This is a genomic window from Alcanivorax sp. S6407 (assembly GCF_023016115.1).
In the GTDB taxonomy this organism is placed as follows: Bacteria; Pseudomonadota; Gammaproteobacteria; order Pseudomonadales; family Alcanivoracaceae; genus Alcanivorax.
On record NZ_JALKBH010000002.1, the window covers coordinates 406,855 to 422,712 of the forward strand.

A 15,858-nucleotide genomic window follows, 5' to 3' on the forward strand; every position below is an offset into this window, starting at 1 on the left:
ATGAGGAGAAACACCATGAACGTAATGAAGCCTCTGGCCGTGGCCGTACTGGCCGCTATCTCCAGCACCACTTGGGCCGCCGGCAGCACCGCCACCACCAGCCAGACCGGTGAAGGTAACACTGCCAACACCGTACAGAGCAATGTGAACGATTCCGTTGCCAACGTGGATCAGACCGGTGATTTCAACAACGCTGATGTGACTCAAAGCAACAGCCTCAACATGATGACCGCTGACATCGACACCACGGGTAATGACAACAACGCCGTGATCAACCAGGACGACTCCTGGTTTGCTACCGCTACCATTGAGCAAGTGGGCAACGAAAACCTGGCTGGCATCAACCAGGTCAACATCTCTGACAACACTGGCGCCAGCATCCAGCAGATTGGCAACACGCAGCAATCTGAAGCCTTCATCAATCAAAGCTCGGCACTGGCAAGCAACGCCAGCATCGTTCAGAACGCCAGCACCGATGCTTTCGCCAGCATCAACCAGACCAACGATGCCAACCAGGCAGACATTACCCAGAACGCGGTGCTTTCCTCCGATGCGACCATTGACCAGTCCGGTTTTGGTAATGCTGCCTCCATCCTGCAGGATGACTCCTGGTTCGCCACTGCAACCGTAGACCAGTCCGGCAACAACAACACCGCCAGCATCAGCCAGGTGGCCATTTCTGACTACGCCACTGCCGCCATCAACCAGACCGGCGACAGCAACAACGGCCTGATCAGCCAGGACTCTGCCTGGAGCGCCGATGCGGTCATCAACCAGTCCGGTATCAATGGTGATGCCGACATCATCCAGGATGACTCCCACTTCAGCTATGCCGAAGTGAACCAGAGTGGCGCCGACCATGTTGCACTGGTCAATCAGGGCCTGGGCAACCGCAACGATGCCTACGTCAACCAGACTGGCGCCAACAACAGCGCTGAAGTTGACCAGTCCGGTTCCGATAACCTGGCCACTGTTGACCAGTCTGCCGCCGACAACACTGCCATTGCCCACTCCCATGGTGGTAATGGCATCATCGATATCGACCAGACTGCTGACCTGAACTACGCCAACGTAGAACAGACCGCCGGCGCCGAATACGGCATCGCTACCATCGCCCAGTCCGGCGTAGATAACGACGCCCTCATCGTACAGGCAGGTGTTGGTGCTTCCGGCAACGAAAACGTGGCAACTATCCTGCAGGAAGCCACTCTCGACAGCGCCACCATCCTGCAAGCTGGCGGTGGCGGCAACAACGCCTTCATCCACCAGTACTAAGATTCATGCACGTCTGAATCCGGGCCCCTGTGGCCCGGATTTCTCATCTCCCCCTTCAGTCCCGTACACCTTTGGCATTTGCCTGCCGCGCCCCTCTTAGCGTGTAAATTCAGCAACATGGCTAATTCTTTAATGACGGTTTGAGGAGCAGACTGAACGGGTACCTTGCCCTGCTTCCGCTGCAGCACAAGCAGGATACCAGCCGGGCGATTGATCCATTGACGGGGGCGTCATGATGCAATTCGTACCTCAGATTGCGGCAGTGATTGTCACGGTAAGCCTGTCACTACACATCATCACAACCAGCATTACCCGCAATCCTACCCGTGCTGTCTCTGACAACACGCCCTACCCGGCAGTCCACCATCAGGCCAATTCCGCCTACGAGTCGCCAGCACTCATTCACAACACAACAGCCAAAGAAGCGGATAATCATGCCAAAACGCATCAATTCTGATTACCGGTGCCGTCGAAAGGCATGCAAGGACGCCTTCTACCTTATCTCCTTGTCCTCCGTATTCGGACTTTTCATTGCGAGCCCCGTTATGAGTGCGCAGCCACAAAAGAATCAAGACTCCGCTTGTTCAGTACAGATCATCCGTACGCCTGCCGACAACCTCTATCAGTATCAACTTCACCTTGAATGTCCCGACACAGGCGAGACCGTTCACTACAGCCTGGAAGTCAGCAAGCAAGGGAAAAATGGCACCAGTCGCAATCGGCAAAGCGGCCGCATCAAACTGGAACATCCTCATCTGATGATTGGTAACCTGAGAATCAATTCCGGTGAACAGGATGAGGTAGTAGTGAAAGGGGAAATTCAGGATCTGCAACACAATGTCATCGCCAAAGTCACAAGATACTTTCCTGATCGACCTGAAAAAGACAATGCGGCGCCGGGTTGACCCGCTTACTGACCAGTCCATTGCTGGTCAGCGACAAGGTCGCTGACAGACCGCATTCGCAACAAACAGATACTCAACCTGGTTGAATATAGTGTGTACGCAGTAGCGTGGTTGCCTTGCTGCTCAGCGTAGCTTGAGGGTGTGTTATAAAAGACTCGACCAGGGCACGTTTGCCCCAGTCTCAGGATTGGATCTTTCCGGGACGCCAACAATCTGGCACAAGAAACCCCACCCAACCGTTATTGCTTTAACGCCATGGCATAGTGCTGGATGACATCCGCCTTGATGTCCTCCGGGTTCTTGAGCTGCCAGTTGCCGTCCATCACACCTTTCACGATGAGATGGGCCACCGCCGCTTCGATGGCCAGCTTCACACACTGCTGTACCGGTTCATTGGTGGTGACACCGGCTTCGGATTCCAGCAGTTCCTTGAAGTCGATATAGCGATACACACCGATTTGAAGTTCCTTGCTGTAGATCGTCTTGCGGGTGGAAACGGTATTGATGATACGCCCGGTTCTTACATCCACCGCTCTCAGATTGATGGTCACCTGATCCGCACGGTATTGCTCCGAGGCGCCCACACCCAGGTAGCGCGCGCCCAGCCCCCCGGTTTTCAGATTGGTTTCGTAGGCGACGATCCCGCCCTGAAAAAGAATGTCTGATGAGAACAGGTCCGGCACATCGGCAACTGGCTGGCCCTGTTTCTGGCGCTTTTCCACTACGGCACGGGCGATCTTCCGTTCCGTCAGCAGATCCTGCAGACCTTCTCGTTCCAGGGTCATGAACCAGCCGGAACGATTCAGGGCATCAATCAGAAACGCCGCCGCGCCCTGGGTGACAGCCGTGGAGAACGAGGAGGAAGGTGCCGGCCGGTACTGACCGGTGAGATCTCGAAAGCTGTACACCGAAGCCATGATCTTGCCTTTGGGCTCGGGCATGACCTCAAGATCTTCGGCGACTTCGGATTTTTCCACCAGAGAGGGCGATTCCGGTTCCAGTGGCGGGGTAACGCAGGCGGCCAGCGAAAGCGTCATCAGACCCACCGCAGCCATACGCAGAGTTTTCGATTGCATGTTCATCCCTGAATGCTTGTCTTGATTGCTTGCCGCTCGCATCGGCAATGAAGAAATATCTCGTGTCAGAAGTTATCCGGCACCAGGCCATCCACCTCGATCTGGGTGATTTCGCCGGTATTGATATCCTCGATCAGGATGGACAGCACCCCCTGGTCATCGATGATATTGATGGCAAAGTCTTCTGTAACAATGCTGCCTTCGTTGCCATCCCCCACATCGGCCAGCAGCTGGCTAAGTAGCCGTGACTGCAATGAAGAGGTCAGCCGATCCAGCTCAGAAGGACGTTCATAACCGGAGCGACTGGCCGCCTCGGGGTCCTTGTAATCATTCTGGGCCTGGGCATTACCCAGTAAATAGGATCCATTCAGGGGATTGCCGCCAAAATTGGGATTGACCGGCTGGTAGATCAGTTCACTGGCATGAAGCCCGGCTGCCAGCAGACTCCCCGCCAGCACCGTCATGCCTTTTTTCACTGCAGAATTCATTTAGTAGCCATCCTTGGCCAGGTCCGGGTTATCAACAAGGGCATTCAGCAGTTTGAGACGCCTGACCTGATTCTCAACTGACTGAACCAGCGACTGAACCCGGGCATCTTCCCAGTTCGACGCGAAGGAGAGTACAAAGCGGGCCAGTTCGGTATCCGCCCCCTTGATGGTGATGATGCTGCCGCTCCGTGCAGATGGCTGCTCATAGATGCTCACGCTGAAAGGGGTATCCGGATACAGGTAATGACGCTGATAGGCGAATTGCTGGTAGAAGCGCTTGCCGATAGGGGTGACGGTCTGATCCACCACCACACCCATCTCCTGCTCTTCATCAGAAGCCAGGGCAGGATTGACTGCCCAGAGAGACACCAGCAACACAACCCACCAGAGGGTGTGTCGCTGCCAGTTCATCAGCGGCTTTCTTCTTCCAGATGGTTTTCGTGTACCCAGCGCATCACGCCGACACGATTCTTGACACCCACCTTGCGATAGAGGCTTTGCAGATGCGCCTTGACCGTATGTGTACTGAGACACAGGGCGTCGGCAATTTCATTATTGCTCATACCCCGCACCACATGGTCCAGCATCTGCCGTTCGCGGCTGGTGAGACTTTCGAATACATGCCCACAACGGGTTGGCGTCTTGCGGTGACGCACCAGGTAATCCATGTAGTTGCGAGGAAACCAGCTACGCCCCTTGCAGACCACGTCGATGGCCTTGGAGATCAGGGTGTCATTATCCTGCTGATAGATAACACCTTTCACTACTGGCCAGTTCAACAGGAAGAAAATATTGTCTCCCCGGTCGGCATTTACCAGGATCACCCGGCACATGGGCATCTTTTCCTGGATTCGTCCCAGCAGCCGCTCTATCTCGGCCGAGGAAAAATCCAGCACATTGATCAATACCAGATCGTCCTGAATCTGGTCACAAAACAGGTCGTCACGCGTGATCGCTGTACAGGCTACACCGCGCTGATTCTCGATTGAGCGTGCCAGCAAGCGAATTGCCAGGTTGTTGCAATGAGAAACAACCAGGTAGGTTTTACTGTCGTCACGCGTTCCCTGCGCCATCGAAGCATCCATTTCCGATTCCCCTTTCTCCACCACCAATGGTGGAAGAATAAGTGTCCCTTCCGAACCCTGACCAAGTAGTCAGGCGACTGGTCGTGCCAGCCCGGATGGTTAGTCTATGACTCCCCCAGATGGGTGACACTAATTCTTACGGCTATTTTTAAACATTGAAAAACGGTGAGGCGTCTCACAAAACAGCCGCCTATTTTTTATACACACTATCAACTTGTATGCCTATAGCAGGAATGGGGTATCGCTGGAAAGTACGGTAAACTCCCGGTTTCCACGCACAGCCCATTGAGTGAAATTACATGCGTTTTTGCAGCCTTTGCGGCCATTCTGACCTTCAATTCAGCATTCCTGAGGGAGACAATCGGCCGCGATATTGGTGCAAAAATTGTCAGACAATCCATTACCAAAACCCCAAAATCGTGGTGGGTGCGGTGCCAATCTGGGAAGGAAAGGTGCTGCTTTGCAAGCGCGACATCGAGCCGCGCAAGGGCTACTGGACCCTGCCTGCCGGTTTTATGGAGAACGGTGAGACCCTGCAAGAGGGCGCCGCCCGGGAGACCTGGGAGGAAGCCTGTGCCACCGTGGCCATTGATGATCTCTACACGGTCTTCAACCTGCCCCATATCAACCAGGTCTACGTGTTCTTTCTGGGCCGCATAGAGGAAGGCAAGTACGGTGTGGGCGAAGAAAGCAGCGATGCCGGCCTGTTCGCGCTGGACGACATCCCCTGGGACGAACTGGCCTTCCCCACCATCGGCCGCACCCTGCGCTTCTACATTGATGACCTGAAAAACGGCACTTTCCCGGTACGCTGCCAGGATATTGCACCCTTGCAGCGACGCCCCAGCGAGGATTGATTAGCCGTGCTGCGGCTGCCTGATGCCTTTTTGCATCGGTAAAACACTCGCTATAACCTGCTGTAGGAGCCTGCCTGCAGGCGATCCGAGCCCCGGCGAGGTAAGGATTCCAGAGGCGAGTTTCGAAAATCAAATCCGCAATGGGAAGCAGGGGTTTTGCCTTTCGAAACTCGCTTCTCGCAACTCGAATCTTTTTACCTCGCCTAGGCCAGGAACACCTGAAGGGAGGTTATTCGCTTAGCTCACCCCTTCGGGGCCGCACTCCGTGCGTTACTCCGCTGCGCTACGTTCCTACAGCAATCTCGAACGATTTCGCGAGAAAAGAACGCCAATGCCATCCGCACGGCATCTTCCCCGTTAGAGTGAGTCGAGGAACGGAGCCCTGTGACGGCGTAGAGCAAAAAACCTGTCTGAGCGGAGCGAGTCTTTTTTGCGTCCGTCACAGGGCGAGTACCGGAGTGTGCCTGCGCAGCAGGCCGAACGGAGTCGGGGCGCGGGGGAGTCCAGAGGGGTGTCGCGTTACACCCCTTTGGGCCAGTCCGGCGAGGACACGCACCTTTATCAGTGCGATGAAACTGCAGGCTAGCATTAGCCAGCCAGGCAAGTGCCACTTTCGCCACAGGTTCGCGCCTAACCGAGCAAAACGAAGAAACTCCTGCAAGGCGGAAGCGAATAACGAACCTGCAAGCGATCCGAGACTGAGCAAGGCAAGGATTCCAGAGACGAGTTTCGAAAATCAAATCCGGAATGGGTAGCAGGGGTTTTGCCTTTCGAGACTCGTTACTCGTTACTCGTAACTCATTACATCGCCAAGGCTCGGATCGCCTGCAGGCAGGCTCCTACAGCGGCTTCGTAACGCTCCTTGTATAACCGGCTGCTATGCAGGCAACGGTTCCAACCGAAACAGATCAATGGCGGGTTCTTCGTAGGGGTGCGCCAGACGCAGGGCGCTGATGGCGGCATGCAGATGGGACTCGGTGACGATGGTTTCCACGCGGTACTCGGCCACGACTTCCACCTCACCTTGCTGACCGAGGAACGGCTGACTGCCATCAAGGGGGCGAAACTGCCCTTCCCCGCGAACCTGAAAGGCACAACTGTCGTAGTTGCCGATATGCCCGGCTCCAGCGTCAAACACCGCTCGCTTGACCTGCTCTACATGGGTTTCCGGTACATAAAAACACAGCTTGTAGGTCAGATCCTTCATGGTGACTCCTTATACGCGGATGGCAGCTTCCAGCTCGGCGTATTCGGGCTTGAGGCGATAGTCACCGCGGCTGGAAATCCAGATTCCTTCCGCCGCCACAGTCTGCTGACCATCCACCCACACCGATCCCTCACAGATCAGCTTGCGGCCTTCGATACGCACCGGTCGTGCTTCAAACTCTACCGGTTTACCCAGCGGAGTGCCCGCCAGATAGCGGATCTTCAGGGTACCGGTAACCCCGATCTGCTCGACAAAGTCCTGCGTCTTGGCCAACACAATATCCAGTGCCAAGCCAATCACGCCACCATGAAGACGCCCGGGCGGTCCCTGAAACGCCGGGCCAAAGGTAGCCTTGCCGCAAACCCGATCACCGTCCAGCCATAACTCCAGTGGTGGCGACAGGGGCGATGCCTTGCCGGTGAGGATTTCGAAATCCACCAGGTCAGTGACATCATCGCCACTTCCCTCGCCATCCAGTAGCCGGCGCAGTGTGGTGGCATAGTCACGCTGACCGTGCGCCGCCACGGCCGCATTCAGACTCTGGACCTGCTCGATATAGCCGCGCAGAGAGTCTTCCGACGCATCCAGCCGCAGCACCTGTTCATTCAGTTCTGCCAGCGCCCGGCCCAGCTGACGGTGCAGGAGCGCACGCTCACCAGGTTCAGGGGTTTCTGCCACTCTGATATCGCGAAAATGGTATCGGGGATCGCTCATACTCAGCCCAGACTCTTGGGAGTCAGCCAGACCCCTTCGGCGTGCACAGTCTGGGTTTCTCCGTGCCAGATGCCGCCTTCAATAAAGATCTTGCGCCCTTCCTGCCGAACGATATGGGCGCGGCAGTGCAAGGTATCCTCAATGGGAGAGCCCGCCATGTAACGAATATTCAGGGTACCTGTGACCCCCAGCCGAAACGACGCATGCATGGCCCGGGACAGCACCGCATCCAGAATCCAGGACACCACCCCGCCATGCACCCGCCCGGGCGGGCCCTGGTACTGTTGCCCCAGCCACAGTGTGCCTTCCACCCCGTCCTGGCTTTCCTTGAGCCAGTCGATCTGCGGCGCAATGGGATTGGCCCCGCCCCCCACCGGGTCGTAGTCCATCATGTGGTAGAGATCACCGATGGTGGCGGCACCGGTGAACAGCTTGCGATTGGCCTGACGACTGTCACGCCGCTCTGGCTCCCCCACCGAGGCAACAAGCGCCTCCAGCTGATCAGCCCAACCCGACAGAGTGGCCTGATCCGCCTCCACCCGGATCAAGCGCTCCGACAAGGCACGAATTGCCGCGCCGATACGACGACGCTCAACAAAATCCTCCGGCACTGGCTCGGAGTGATAAGCGCTGCGAAGCTCAAGAGGACCGTAGGTTTTTTCCGTGGTTTTTTCGGACACAGGAGCACCAGTGAATAGTTAACAGTTAATAGTGAACAGCGAAAACGCATTCAAACAATCGTTTGATTCTGAACACCCGTGCCGCTCCCGACAAGATCAATAAGTGCCACAAAAAAGGCGGAAATAGCCAAGCCATTTCCGCCTTTTTGTTCAGCTGTTAACTATTAACTGTTCACTGTTAACTGCTTTTTACCCCACCCACTTGCGGGCATTGGCAAACATGCGCAGCCAGGGGCCGTTTTCGTGTTCGCGCCAGTCGTCCGGGATCCAGCTGTTCTGCAGCACGCGGAACACCCGCTCCGGGTGCGGCATCATGATGGTCACGCGGCCGTCAGTGGTGGTGAAGCCGGTGACACCCTGCGGGGAACCGTTCGGGTTGGCCGGGTACTGCTCGGTGGGATTGCCGAGGCCGTCCACATAACGCAGAGCGACAAGGCGCTGCTCGATATTGCGGTTAAGTGCATCATCTGCCAGCTCCACACGACCCTCACCGTGGGCCACCGCGATGGGAATGCGGGTGCCGGCCATGTCCTGCAGCAGGATGGAAGGAGAGCTCTGAATCTCAACCAGCGAGGTGCGTGCTTCGAACTGCTCGGACAGGTTGCGCACGAAGCGCGGCCAGTGCTCGGCACCGGGGATCAGGTCCTTCAGGTGCGAGAGCATCTGACAGCCATTACAGACGCCCAGTGCAAAGGTATCTTCGCGGAAGAAGAACCGGTTGAAGGCATCGCGCAGGGCATCGTTGTACAGCACGGTCTTGGCCCAGCCACCGCCAGCCCCCAGCACGTCACCGTAGGAGAAGCCGCCACAGGCTACCAGGCCCTTGAAGTCTTCCAGGTTCACACGGCCTTCCAACAGATCGCTCATGTGTACGTCGATGGCATCGAAACCGACGCGATCAAATGCTGCCGCCATTTCGGTCTGACCGTTAACACCCTGCTCGCGCAGGATTGCCATCTGCGGACGCACACCGGTATTGACCATCGGGGCTGCCGGGTTTTCGGTCATGTCGAAAGTCAGGCGCACATTCAGACCCGGCGCATTGCTGACCGGAATGGCATCAAATTCCTGACGGGCACAATCCGGATTGTCACGCAGGGACTGGATGCGGTAACTGGTTTCCGCCCAGATGCGCTGCAGATCGCGGCGCGGGGTTTCCAGCAGGATACCGCCACCCAGACGCACCCGAATCACATCATCCGCATCGGTACGACCCAGACGAGTCACACACTGCTTGAGACCGGCATCGTCGTAACGCTTGAGCACTTCCGCCACATGTGCATCGGCCACCTGGATCACTGCACCCAGCTCTTCGGCGAACAATGCCGCCACCGCTTCCGGGGTATCACCGGCAATATGATCCAGGCTGATATCCAGACCGGTACGACCGGCGAACGCCATTTCGGTCAGCGTGGCGAACAGGCCGCCGTCAGAACGGTCGTGGTAGGCCAACAGCTTGCGCTCGGCCAGCAGTTGCTGGGTCACTTCGAAGAAGGCGATCAGATCCTTGGCATCATCCAGGTCCGGCGCTACGTCACCCACCTTGCCATACACCTGTGCCAGCGCGGAGCCGGCCAGACGGTTCTGGCCACGGCCCAGATCCAGCAACAGCAGTTCGCTGGCCACATCGGTCTTCAGCTCAGGAGTCACGGTCAGATCGATGTCAGTGACGGTGGAGAACGCGGAGATGATCAGCGACAACGGCGCAGTCACACTCTTGTCGATGCCCTTTTCATTCCACACCGTGCGCATGGACAGGGAGTCCTTACCCACCGGAATAGCGATACCCAGCTGCGGACACAGTTCCATGCCTACGGTCTTCACGGTATCGAACAAGGCCTGGTCTTCACCCGGATGACCGGCCGCGGCCATCCAGTTGGCGGACAGACGGATCTGGCCCAGATCGCCGATATGGGCACCGGCAATATTGGTAATGGATTCGGCCACCGCCATTCGACCGGACGCAGGCGCATCCACCATGGCAATCGGGGTACGCTCGCCCATGGCCATGGCTTCGCCGGTACGCTGGTTGAACCCCGTGGCGGTCACCGCACAGTCCGCCACCGGCACCTGCCAGGGACCTACCATCTGGTCGCGATGCACCAGACCGGTAATGGAACGGTCACCAATGGTGATCAGGAAGCTCTTGGAGGCCACCGTGGGCAGGCTGAGAACGCGCTCACCGGCTTCTTTGAGATCAATACCGTCGGTAGTAAAGGCCTGACGCTGGAAGTCTTCGCGATCGAAGCTGCGCTGCATTTTCGGCGGCTTGCCGAACAGCAGGTCCATGGGCAGATCCACCGGCGGCTTGCCGAAATGCTCGTCGCTGACGGTCAGATGCTCTTCATTGGTGGCTTCACCCAGTACCGCATAGGGGGTGCGCTCTCGCTTGCAGATGGCATCGAAGGTATCGATATCCTGCGGCATCACCGCCAGCACATAACGCTCCTGGGCTTCGTTACACCAGATCTCCACCGGGCTCATGCCGGGCTCGGAGCTGGGGATCTTGCGCAGTTCCAGTTTCGCGCCCATGTCGTGGTCGTGGACCAGTTCCGGCAAGGCATTGGACAGGCCACCCGCGCCCACATCGTGAATGGAAACGATGGGGTTGTTGTCGCCCATGGCCCAGCAGCGATCGATCACTTCCTGCACCCGACGCTCGATTTCCGGGTTGTCACGCTGCACGGAGGCAAAATCCAGCGCTTCGTCTGACTGCCCGGAGGCCATGGAACTGGCCGCGCCACCGCCAAGGCCAATCAACATGGCCGGGCCACCCAGCACGATGATCTTGGCGCCTTCCTTGATCGGGTCCTTTTCCACATGACCGTCACGGATGTTGCCCATGCCGCCGGCTATCATGATCGGCTTGTGGTAACCACGGACTTCATCGCCATTCACGCCGGGAGCTTCAATTTCCAGGGTACGGAAGTAGCCGCACAGGTTGGGTCGGCCGAATTCATTGTTAAAGGCAGCACCACCGATGGGGCCTTCAATCATGATGTTCAGCGCCGAGGCAATCCGGCCGGGTTTGCCATAGCCGGTTTCCCAGGGCTGCTTGAAGCCGGGGATGTTCAGATCGGAGACCGAGAAGCCGGTCATGCCAGCCTTCGGTTTGGAGCCACGACCGGTGGCACCTTCATCACGAATCTCACCACCGGAACCGGTGGCCGCACCGGGATGGGGGGCAATAGCAGTCGGGTGGTTATGGGTTTCCACCTTCATCAGCAGATGCACAGGCTCGTTGACGAATTCGTAACGGGCGGATCCCGGTGCCGGGAAGAAACGGTCAGCGACAGGGCCGGCGACGACGGAGGCGTTATCTTTATAAGCGCTGAGAACGCCATCGGGGGCATGCTTGTAGGTGTTGCGAATCATGCCGAACAGGCTCAGATCCTGCTCTTCGCCATCAATAGTCCAGTCGGCATTAAAGATCTTGTGGCGACAATGCTCAGAATTGGCCTGGGCAAACATCATCAGCTCGGCATCCGCCGGGTTACGCCCCAGGGCGATGAACTGCTCCACCAGGTAATCGATCTCGTCATCGGCCAGCGCCAGGCCCAGTTCGCCATTGGCGGCAACCAGGGCATCACGACCACCACCGATCACGTCCACGGTGGACAACTCACGGGGAGAGTGATGCGCAAACAGGGCCTCAGCCTCTTCCAGCTCGGCCAGCACCACTTCCACCATGCGATCATGCAGCGCCGCTGCCAGCTCGGCCCGTTCGCCGTCACCGGCGACACGATACTCGATGCCACGCTCAACCCGCTCAACCTGTGTCAGACCGGCGTTGTGACAGATGTCCGTGGCCTTGGAGGACCAGGGAGAAATGGTGCCAGGGCGCGGCACCACCACAAAACGCTGCCCATCTACCTCATCCTCTTCCAGCGTCGGGCCATATTCCAGCAACCCTTCCAGTACCTGCTGCTGAGAGACACTCAGGTCTTCATGAAGAGCCACAAAGTGAACATAACGGGCTGAAATGGCGGAAATCCCGGGCAGGGACTCCAGCAGTTTTTCCTTACGAAATGCGGACAGGGCCGGACTTCCGGAGAGGATCAGCATAGTGCGCCTTATATGATTAACCAGTGGGGGGTTGGGGGCTGCCCAATTCAGGGCCGCAATGATACGGGATTTGACCGCCCATCGCAGCCTCCAGTGGGGGTTATTTAACCGATTTGGCACGGTCACACGCCGGTCATACGACGCACCTCAGAAAAAGGGCTATTTCCTACGCCACTCGCCTGATAAGCAAAATCATGCTCTCTTCGTGACTTTTAAAATTTGTGCAAAAAACCAGCTATTGTCCGACAAATGGTTACATATCATGGGGTTGCCAATGATAGAGTGCGCACCGTCTCTCGTGATATAGATCACATATAGGACGAGAAGTATTAGTTGCTGAAACAGTAACCCGGTCGACGTAAGGCAGTATCGGCCTGTCTGGATAACCTGACAGAGGTAGCCCCAAGGATGACGGTGTTCTTCCGACACAGTAAGCATCTCCTGGCCTCGCTGGCATTGTTCAGCGTGATTGGCCTGATGCTGGCTATGCGCCCCACGCCTACCGCCATGGAGCGGGTGATGGCCCGTGGCGAGCTGGTGGTGATGACTCGTCCGTCCAATACTACCTACTATGAAGACCAACACGGCCACACCGGCATGGAATACGAGCTGGCCAAGGGCTTTGCCGACAGCCTCGGTGTGGAGCTCAAGGTGCTGGAATCCAGCGACCTCTCCTATATTCGCTACGCCATTCGCAAGGGCACCGCTGATATCGCCGCGGCGGGCCTGGTAAACACCCCGGAACGCAGTGAAGGCCTGCAGTTCACTACTCCGTATCAGCAAGTTGACTCCCTGGTGGTACGACGTCTGGACAGCCCCCGCATCACCGATGTGGATCAACTGGTTGGCCATGTTGTGGCCGTACCTGCCGGGTCCAGCCATGCAGAACTGCTGATCAAGGCCCAGCTGGAGAATCCGGAACTGGAATTCATCGAAGTGGAAGACGCCACCCCTGAGCAGCTGCTGGCCCTGGTGGAAGATGGCGAGGTGGACTACAGCCTGATCCACTCCAACATCTATTCCCTGCAGCGCGCCCTGTGGCCGGATCTGATTGCCGACTACACCATGGCCACCGACTTGCCGCTGGCCTGGGCATTCAACCCCAAGGATGACCAGAGCCTGTACCTGGCGGCGCAGCGTTATCTGACTCAGGTGAAAGCCGACGGCACCACCGCCAAGCTGGAAGACCGCTTCTACGGGCATGTGGAACACTTCAACCTGTACGCTGCACGCAGCTTCATGCGTCATCTGGAGCAACGCCTGCCGCGTTATGAAGAACTGTTCCGCAAGGCTGGTGATGACAGCGGTTTTGACTGGCGACTGCTCGCCGCGGTGGCCTATCAGGAATCCCTCTGGGATCCGGGCGCCATCTCCCCCACCGGGGTGAAGGGCCTGATGATGCTGACCAATGACACCGCTCGCCAAATGGGCATCAGTGACCGTACCGACCCGACCCAGAGCATCATGGCCGGGGCCGCCTATCTGCGTCGCGTCCATGCCAAGATCCCGGATCGTATTCCGGAACCCAGTCGCACCTGGATGGCGCTTGCCTCCTACAACGTGGGCTTTGGCCATCTGGAAGATGCCCGCATCCTGACCCAGCGTCAGGGCGGCGACCCGGATAACTGGCAGGATGTGAAGCAGCGTCTGCCCATGCTGGCCAAGCCGGCCTACGCCAGCCAGCTCAAGTACGGTAACGCCCGTGGTGGCCAGGCTGTGGTCTACGTGCGTCACATCCGTCGCTACTACGACCTGCTGGTATGGGCGGAAAACAGTCAGCGTCGCGACGGCACCCGCATCGCCCTGAACTGAGCCCCCTTCGGTAGGAGCGTCGCTGGCGGCGCGATTCCAGACCACGGCCAACGACACTCGACTCACAGCACCACCACTGTTTTATCTCAGAGAACTCTTTGATCTCGGCGGTGAATCATTCTTGTACAGTTTGGTAATCGCGCCGCCAGCGACGCTCCTACAGCAGCGCTAGAACAACCCCGGCTGATCGACCTGCCTTCCCAACGGCAAGGTCGCCAGGTCCGGCATCTTTTCCTGCAACATCCCGTGCCACAGTTCTGCCAGCGCCAGCGCCTCGCCGTTATCCGGCATGTGAATGTACATGTAAGGGCTCAGCCCCTGTGCACACCATTTAGCCACTCGCTCAACCCAGGGCTGCAGAAACGCCGGATTGGCATGTAAATCAGGGTGACCGATAAAGCGGATAACCGGATCCACATCCACCGGCAACACATGCACCGGTACCTGTGGCTTCTTGCGCTGGGCATCGGCCGTGATCTCGTCCCGCGCCACCACACTGAACAGGGCCCGGCTGTCGAAGCAGACCCGCGCCGCATTCCGCGCCCGTAACCCCTGATTTAGCAGACGCTCCCCCTCCCCCTTGGCAAAAAACGCCAGATGACGTACCTCCACCGCACAGCTCAACGGCGCTGGCAACGCATCGAGGAAAGACCAGAGGTTATCCAGATGCTCGGGGCCAAACGCCGCGGGCAATTGCAGCAGAAACGGTCCCATCACCTCCCTGAGCGGGGCCATCACCTCCAGAAAGTCGCCCACCTGCGCTGCCACACCCTGCAGCAGCCGATCATGACTGATGGCACGGGGAAACTTGAACTGGAAACGGAAGTCATCCGGCACCTGGCTGCGCCATTGCTCGCACTGGGCCTGACTGGGCGTGGCATAGAACGTGGTGTTGCCCTCCACACAATCGAACACCCGACTGTAGCGGGCCAGGGCACTGGCGCCCGGAGGCAGACGATCATTCCAGTGGGGATGCTGCCACTGTGGGCAGCCGAGACGATAGGGACGCATCAGCAAGCCCCCCTTTCCCTATCCGCATAAAACCCGGCACGCTCCAGCAGCGCACGAATCCTCGCCACCCGCGCATTGCTGATCTGCCGGTAATCCGGATACGGCGTGATTAACACCCTGCGGCCTTCATCCAGGGCGACCTCCGGATCCTCCAATGCGGGACACGCATCCAGTTCAAGCGAAGAAAAGCGCAGCAAATTGGCCTGCCCGGCTATCCAGTGCCACTCCTCACCAGCCTGCAGCTCAGGCACAAAACACAAAGCCGTCCGCTCAAACAACGGTCCGTCCCGAAACCCGCGCCAGTCCTGCTCCACCGGCGAGGCCACCTTGGCCAGCAGGTTGATGATCTTGCGCCAGTGATTGGAATTGGCCTCAACAATGGCCTGGGCCGATGGCGCATGGCAAAAGCTCTCCAACCCTTCCGGGAGATGGGGCAAATAGAGCACAAGACGGGCAGATGGAGAGCCGAGGTAATCCGGTGCAGACATGATGAAGCAGCGTATCAGAAAAAAGAGAGCTTACCGTGAAAGCCTGCGTGCGTCCGCGGCAAACCCGGACGCCAGCAGAAGCGAGGCACGAGGCACGAGTTGCGAAAACCTTAACAACAGGGACATTCCGGGTTTTGCTTTTCAAAACTCGCTTCTCACAACTCGAAACTCACCACCGAATCCAGCGCGAAGACT

Annotated in this window: 15 protein-coding genes; 5 read left to right on the forward strand and 10 right to left on the reverse strand. The window is 57.8% G+C overall.

What is annotated here, in order from left to right; genetic code table 11:
* The first annotated feature begins 15 nt into the window (after positions 1-15).
* The 3 genes from MWU49_RS05065 (at position 16) to MWU49_RS05075 (ending at position 2,180) form a co-directional block, all read left to right on the forward strand.
* Positions 16-1,275, forward strand: coding sequence for a hypothetical protein (locus tag MWU49_RS05065; RefSeq protein WP_246968962.1), 1,260 nt, complete (start codon positions 16-18; stop codon positions 1,273-1,275).
* Positions 1,276-1,507: 232 nt separating this feature from the next.
* Positions 1,508-1,732: a hypothetical protein gene (locus MWU49_RS05070; protein WP_246968965.1), complete on the forward strand. Its 225-nt coding sequence runs from the start codon at positions 1,508-1,510 to the stop codon at positions 1,730-1,732.
* Positions 1,710-2,180 carry a hypothetical protein gene (locus MWU49_RS05075; protein ID WP_246968968.1) on the forward strand — a complete coding sequence of 157 codons (471 nt, stop codon included), beginning with the start codon at positions 1,710-1,712 and terminating at the stop codon, positions 2,178-2,180. Before MWU49_RS05070 ends, MWU49_RS05075 begins: the two co-directional genes overlap by 23 nt.
* A 239-nt stretch (positions 2,181-2,419) precedes the next feature.
* Here the strand turns inward: MWU49_RS05075 and MWU49_RS05080 are convergent, their stop codons facing one another.
* The 4 genes from MWU49_RS05080 to MWU49_RS05095 all read right to left on the reverse strand — a co-directional run bounded on the left by MWU49_RS05080 (position 2,420) and on the right by MWU49_RS05095 (position 4,817).
* A complete protein-coding gene (locus MWU49_RS05080) occupies positions 2,420-3,256 on the reverse strand; it encodes a CsgG/HfaB family protein (RefSeq protein WP_246968970.1) in 837 nt (278 codons plus the stop codon).
* Between the two features lie 65 nt (positions 3,257-3,321).
* Positions 3,322-3,744, reverse strand: coding sequence for a curli assembly protein CsgF (locus tag MWU49_RS05085; protein ID WP_246968972.1), 423 nt, complete (start codon positions 3,742-3,744; stop codon positions 3,322-3,324).
* Complete coding sequence (locus MWU49_RS05090; RefSeq protein WP_246968974.1) at positions 3,745-4,155, reverse strand: CsgE family curli-type amyloid fiber assembly protein; 411 nt, start codon at positions 4,153-4,155, stop codon at positions 3,745-3,747.
* Positions 4,155-4,817, reverse strand: coding sequence for a response regulator transcription factor (locus tag MWU49_RS05095; protein ID WP_246968976.1), 663 nt, complete (start codon positions 4,815-4,817; stop codon positions 4,155-4,157). Before MWU49_RS05095 ends, MWU49_RS05090 begins: the two co-directional genes overlap by 1 nt.
* A gap of 311 nt (positions 4,818-5,128) precedes the next feature.
* Between MWU49_RS05095 and MWU49_RS05100 the strand changes: the two genes are divergently transcribed.
* A complete protein-coding gene (locus tag MWU49_RS05100; protein WP_246968978.1) occupies positions 5,129-5,686 on the forward strand; it encodes an NUDIX hydrolase in 558 nt (185 codons plus the stop codon).
* A gap of 877 nt (positions 5,687-6,563) precedes the next feature.
* Here the strand turns inward: MWU49_RS05100 and MWU49_RS05105 are convergent.
* The 4 genes from MWU49_RS05105 to purL all read right to left on the reverse strand — a co-directional run bounded on the left by MWU49_RS05105 (position 6,564) and on the right by purL (position 12,352).
* Entirely contained in the window at positions 6,564-6,893 is a 330-nt protein-coding gene (locus MWU49_RS05105; protein WP_246968980.1) for a YqfO family protein, read from the reverse strand.
* Between the two features lie 9 nt (positions 6,894-6,902).
* Positions 6,903-7,607 carry a PaaI family thioesterase gene (locus MWU49_RS05110; protein ID WP_246968982.1) on the reverse strand — a complete coding sequence of 235 codons (705 nt, stop codon included), beginning with the start codon at positions 7,605-7,607 and terminating at the stop codon, positions 6,903-6,905.
* Between the two features lie 2 nt (positions 7,608-7,609).
* The gene (locus MWU49_RS17850; protein WP_246968985.1) at positions 7,610-8,287 is read right to left on the reverse strand and encodes a PaaI family thioesterase; all 678 of its coding nucleotides are present in this window, start codon (positions 8,285-8,287) and stop codon (positions 7,610-7,612) included.
* A 189-nt stretch (positions 8,288-8,476) separates the two neighbouring features.
* Positions 8,477-12,352, reverse strand: a complete 3,876-nt coding sequence (purL, locus tag MWU49_RS05120) for a phosphoribosylformylglycinamidine synthase (RefSeq protein WP_246968988.1) — start codon at positions 12,350-12,352, stop codon at positions 8,477-8,479.
* Positions 12,353-12,760: 408 nt separating this feature from the next.
* Here purL and mltF point away from each other — a divergent pair, with 408 nt between their 5' ends.
* Positions 12,761-14,164: a membrane-bound lytic murein transglycosylase MltF gene (gene mltF, locus MWU49_RS05125; protein ID WP_246968991.1), complete on the forward strand. Its 1,404-nt coding sequence runs from the start codon at positions 12,761-12,763 to the stop codon at positions 14,162-14,164.
* 168 nt (positions 14,165-14,332) lie between these two features.
* Here the strand turns inward: mltF and MWU49_RS05130 are convergent, their stop codons facing one another.
* Both MWU49_RS05130 and MWU49_RS05135 read right to left on the reverse strand, forming a co-directional pair.
* Positions 14,333-15,175 carry a DUF72 domain-containing protein gene (locus tag MWU49_RS05130; protein ID WP_246968994.1) on the reverse strand — a complete coding sequence of 281 codons (843 nt, stop codon included), beginning with the start codon at positions 15,173-15,175 and terminating at the stop codon, positions 14,333-14,335.
* Entirely contained in the window at positions 15,175-15,663 is a 489-nt protein-coding gene (locus MWU49_RS05135; RefSeq protein ID WP_246968997.1) for a hypothetical protein, read from the reverse strand. Before MWU49_RS05135 ends, MWU49_RS05130 begins: the two co-directional genes overlap by 1 nt.
* Positions 15,664-15,858 lie beyond the last annotated feature (195 nt).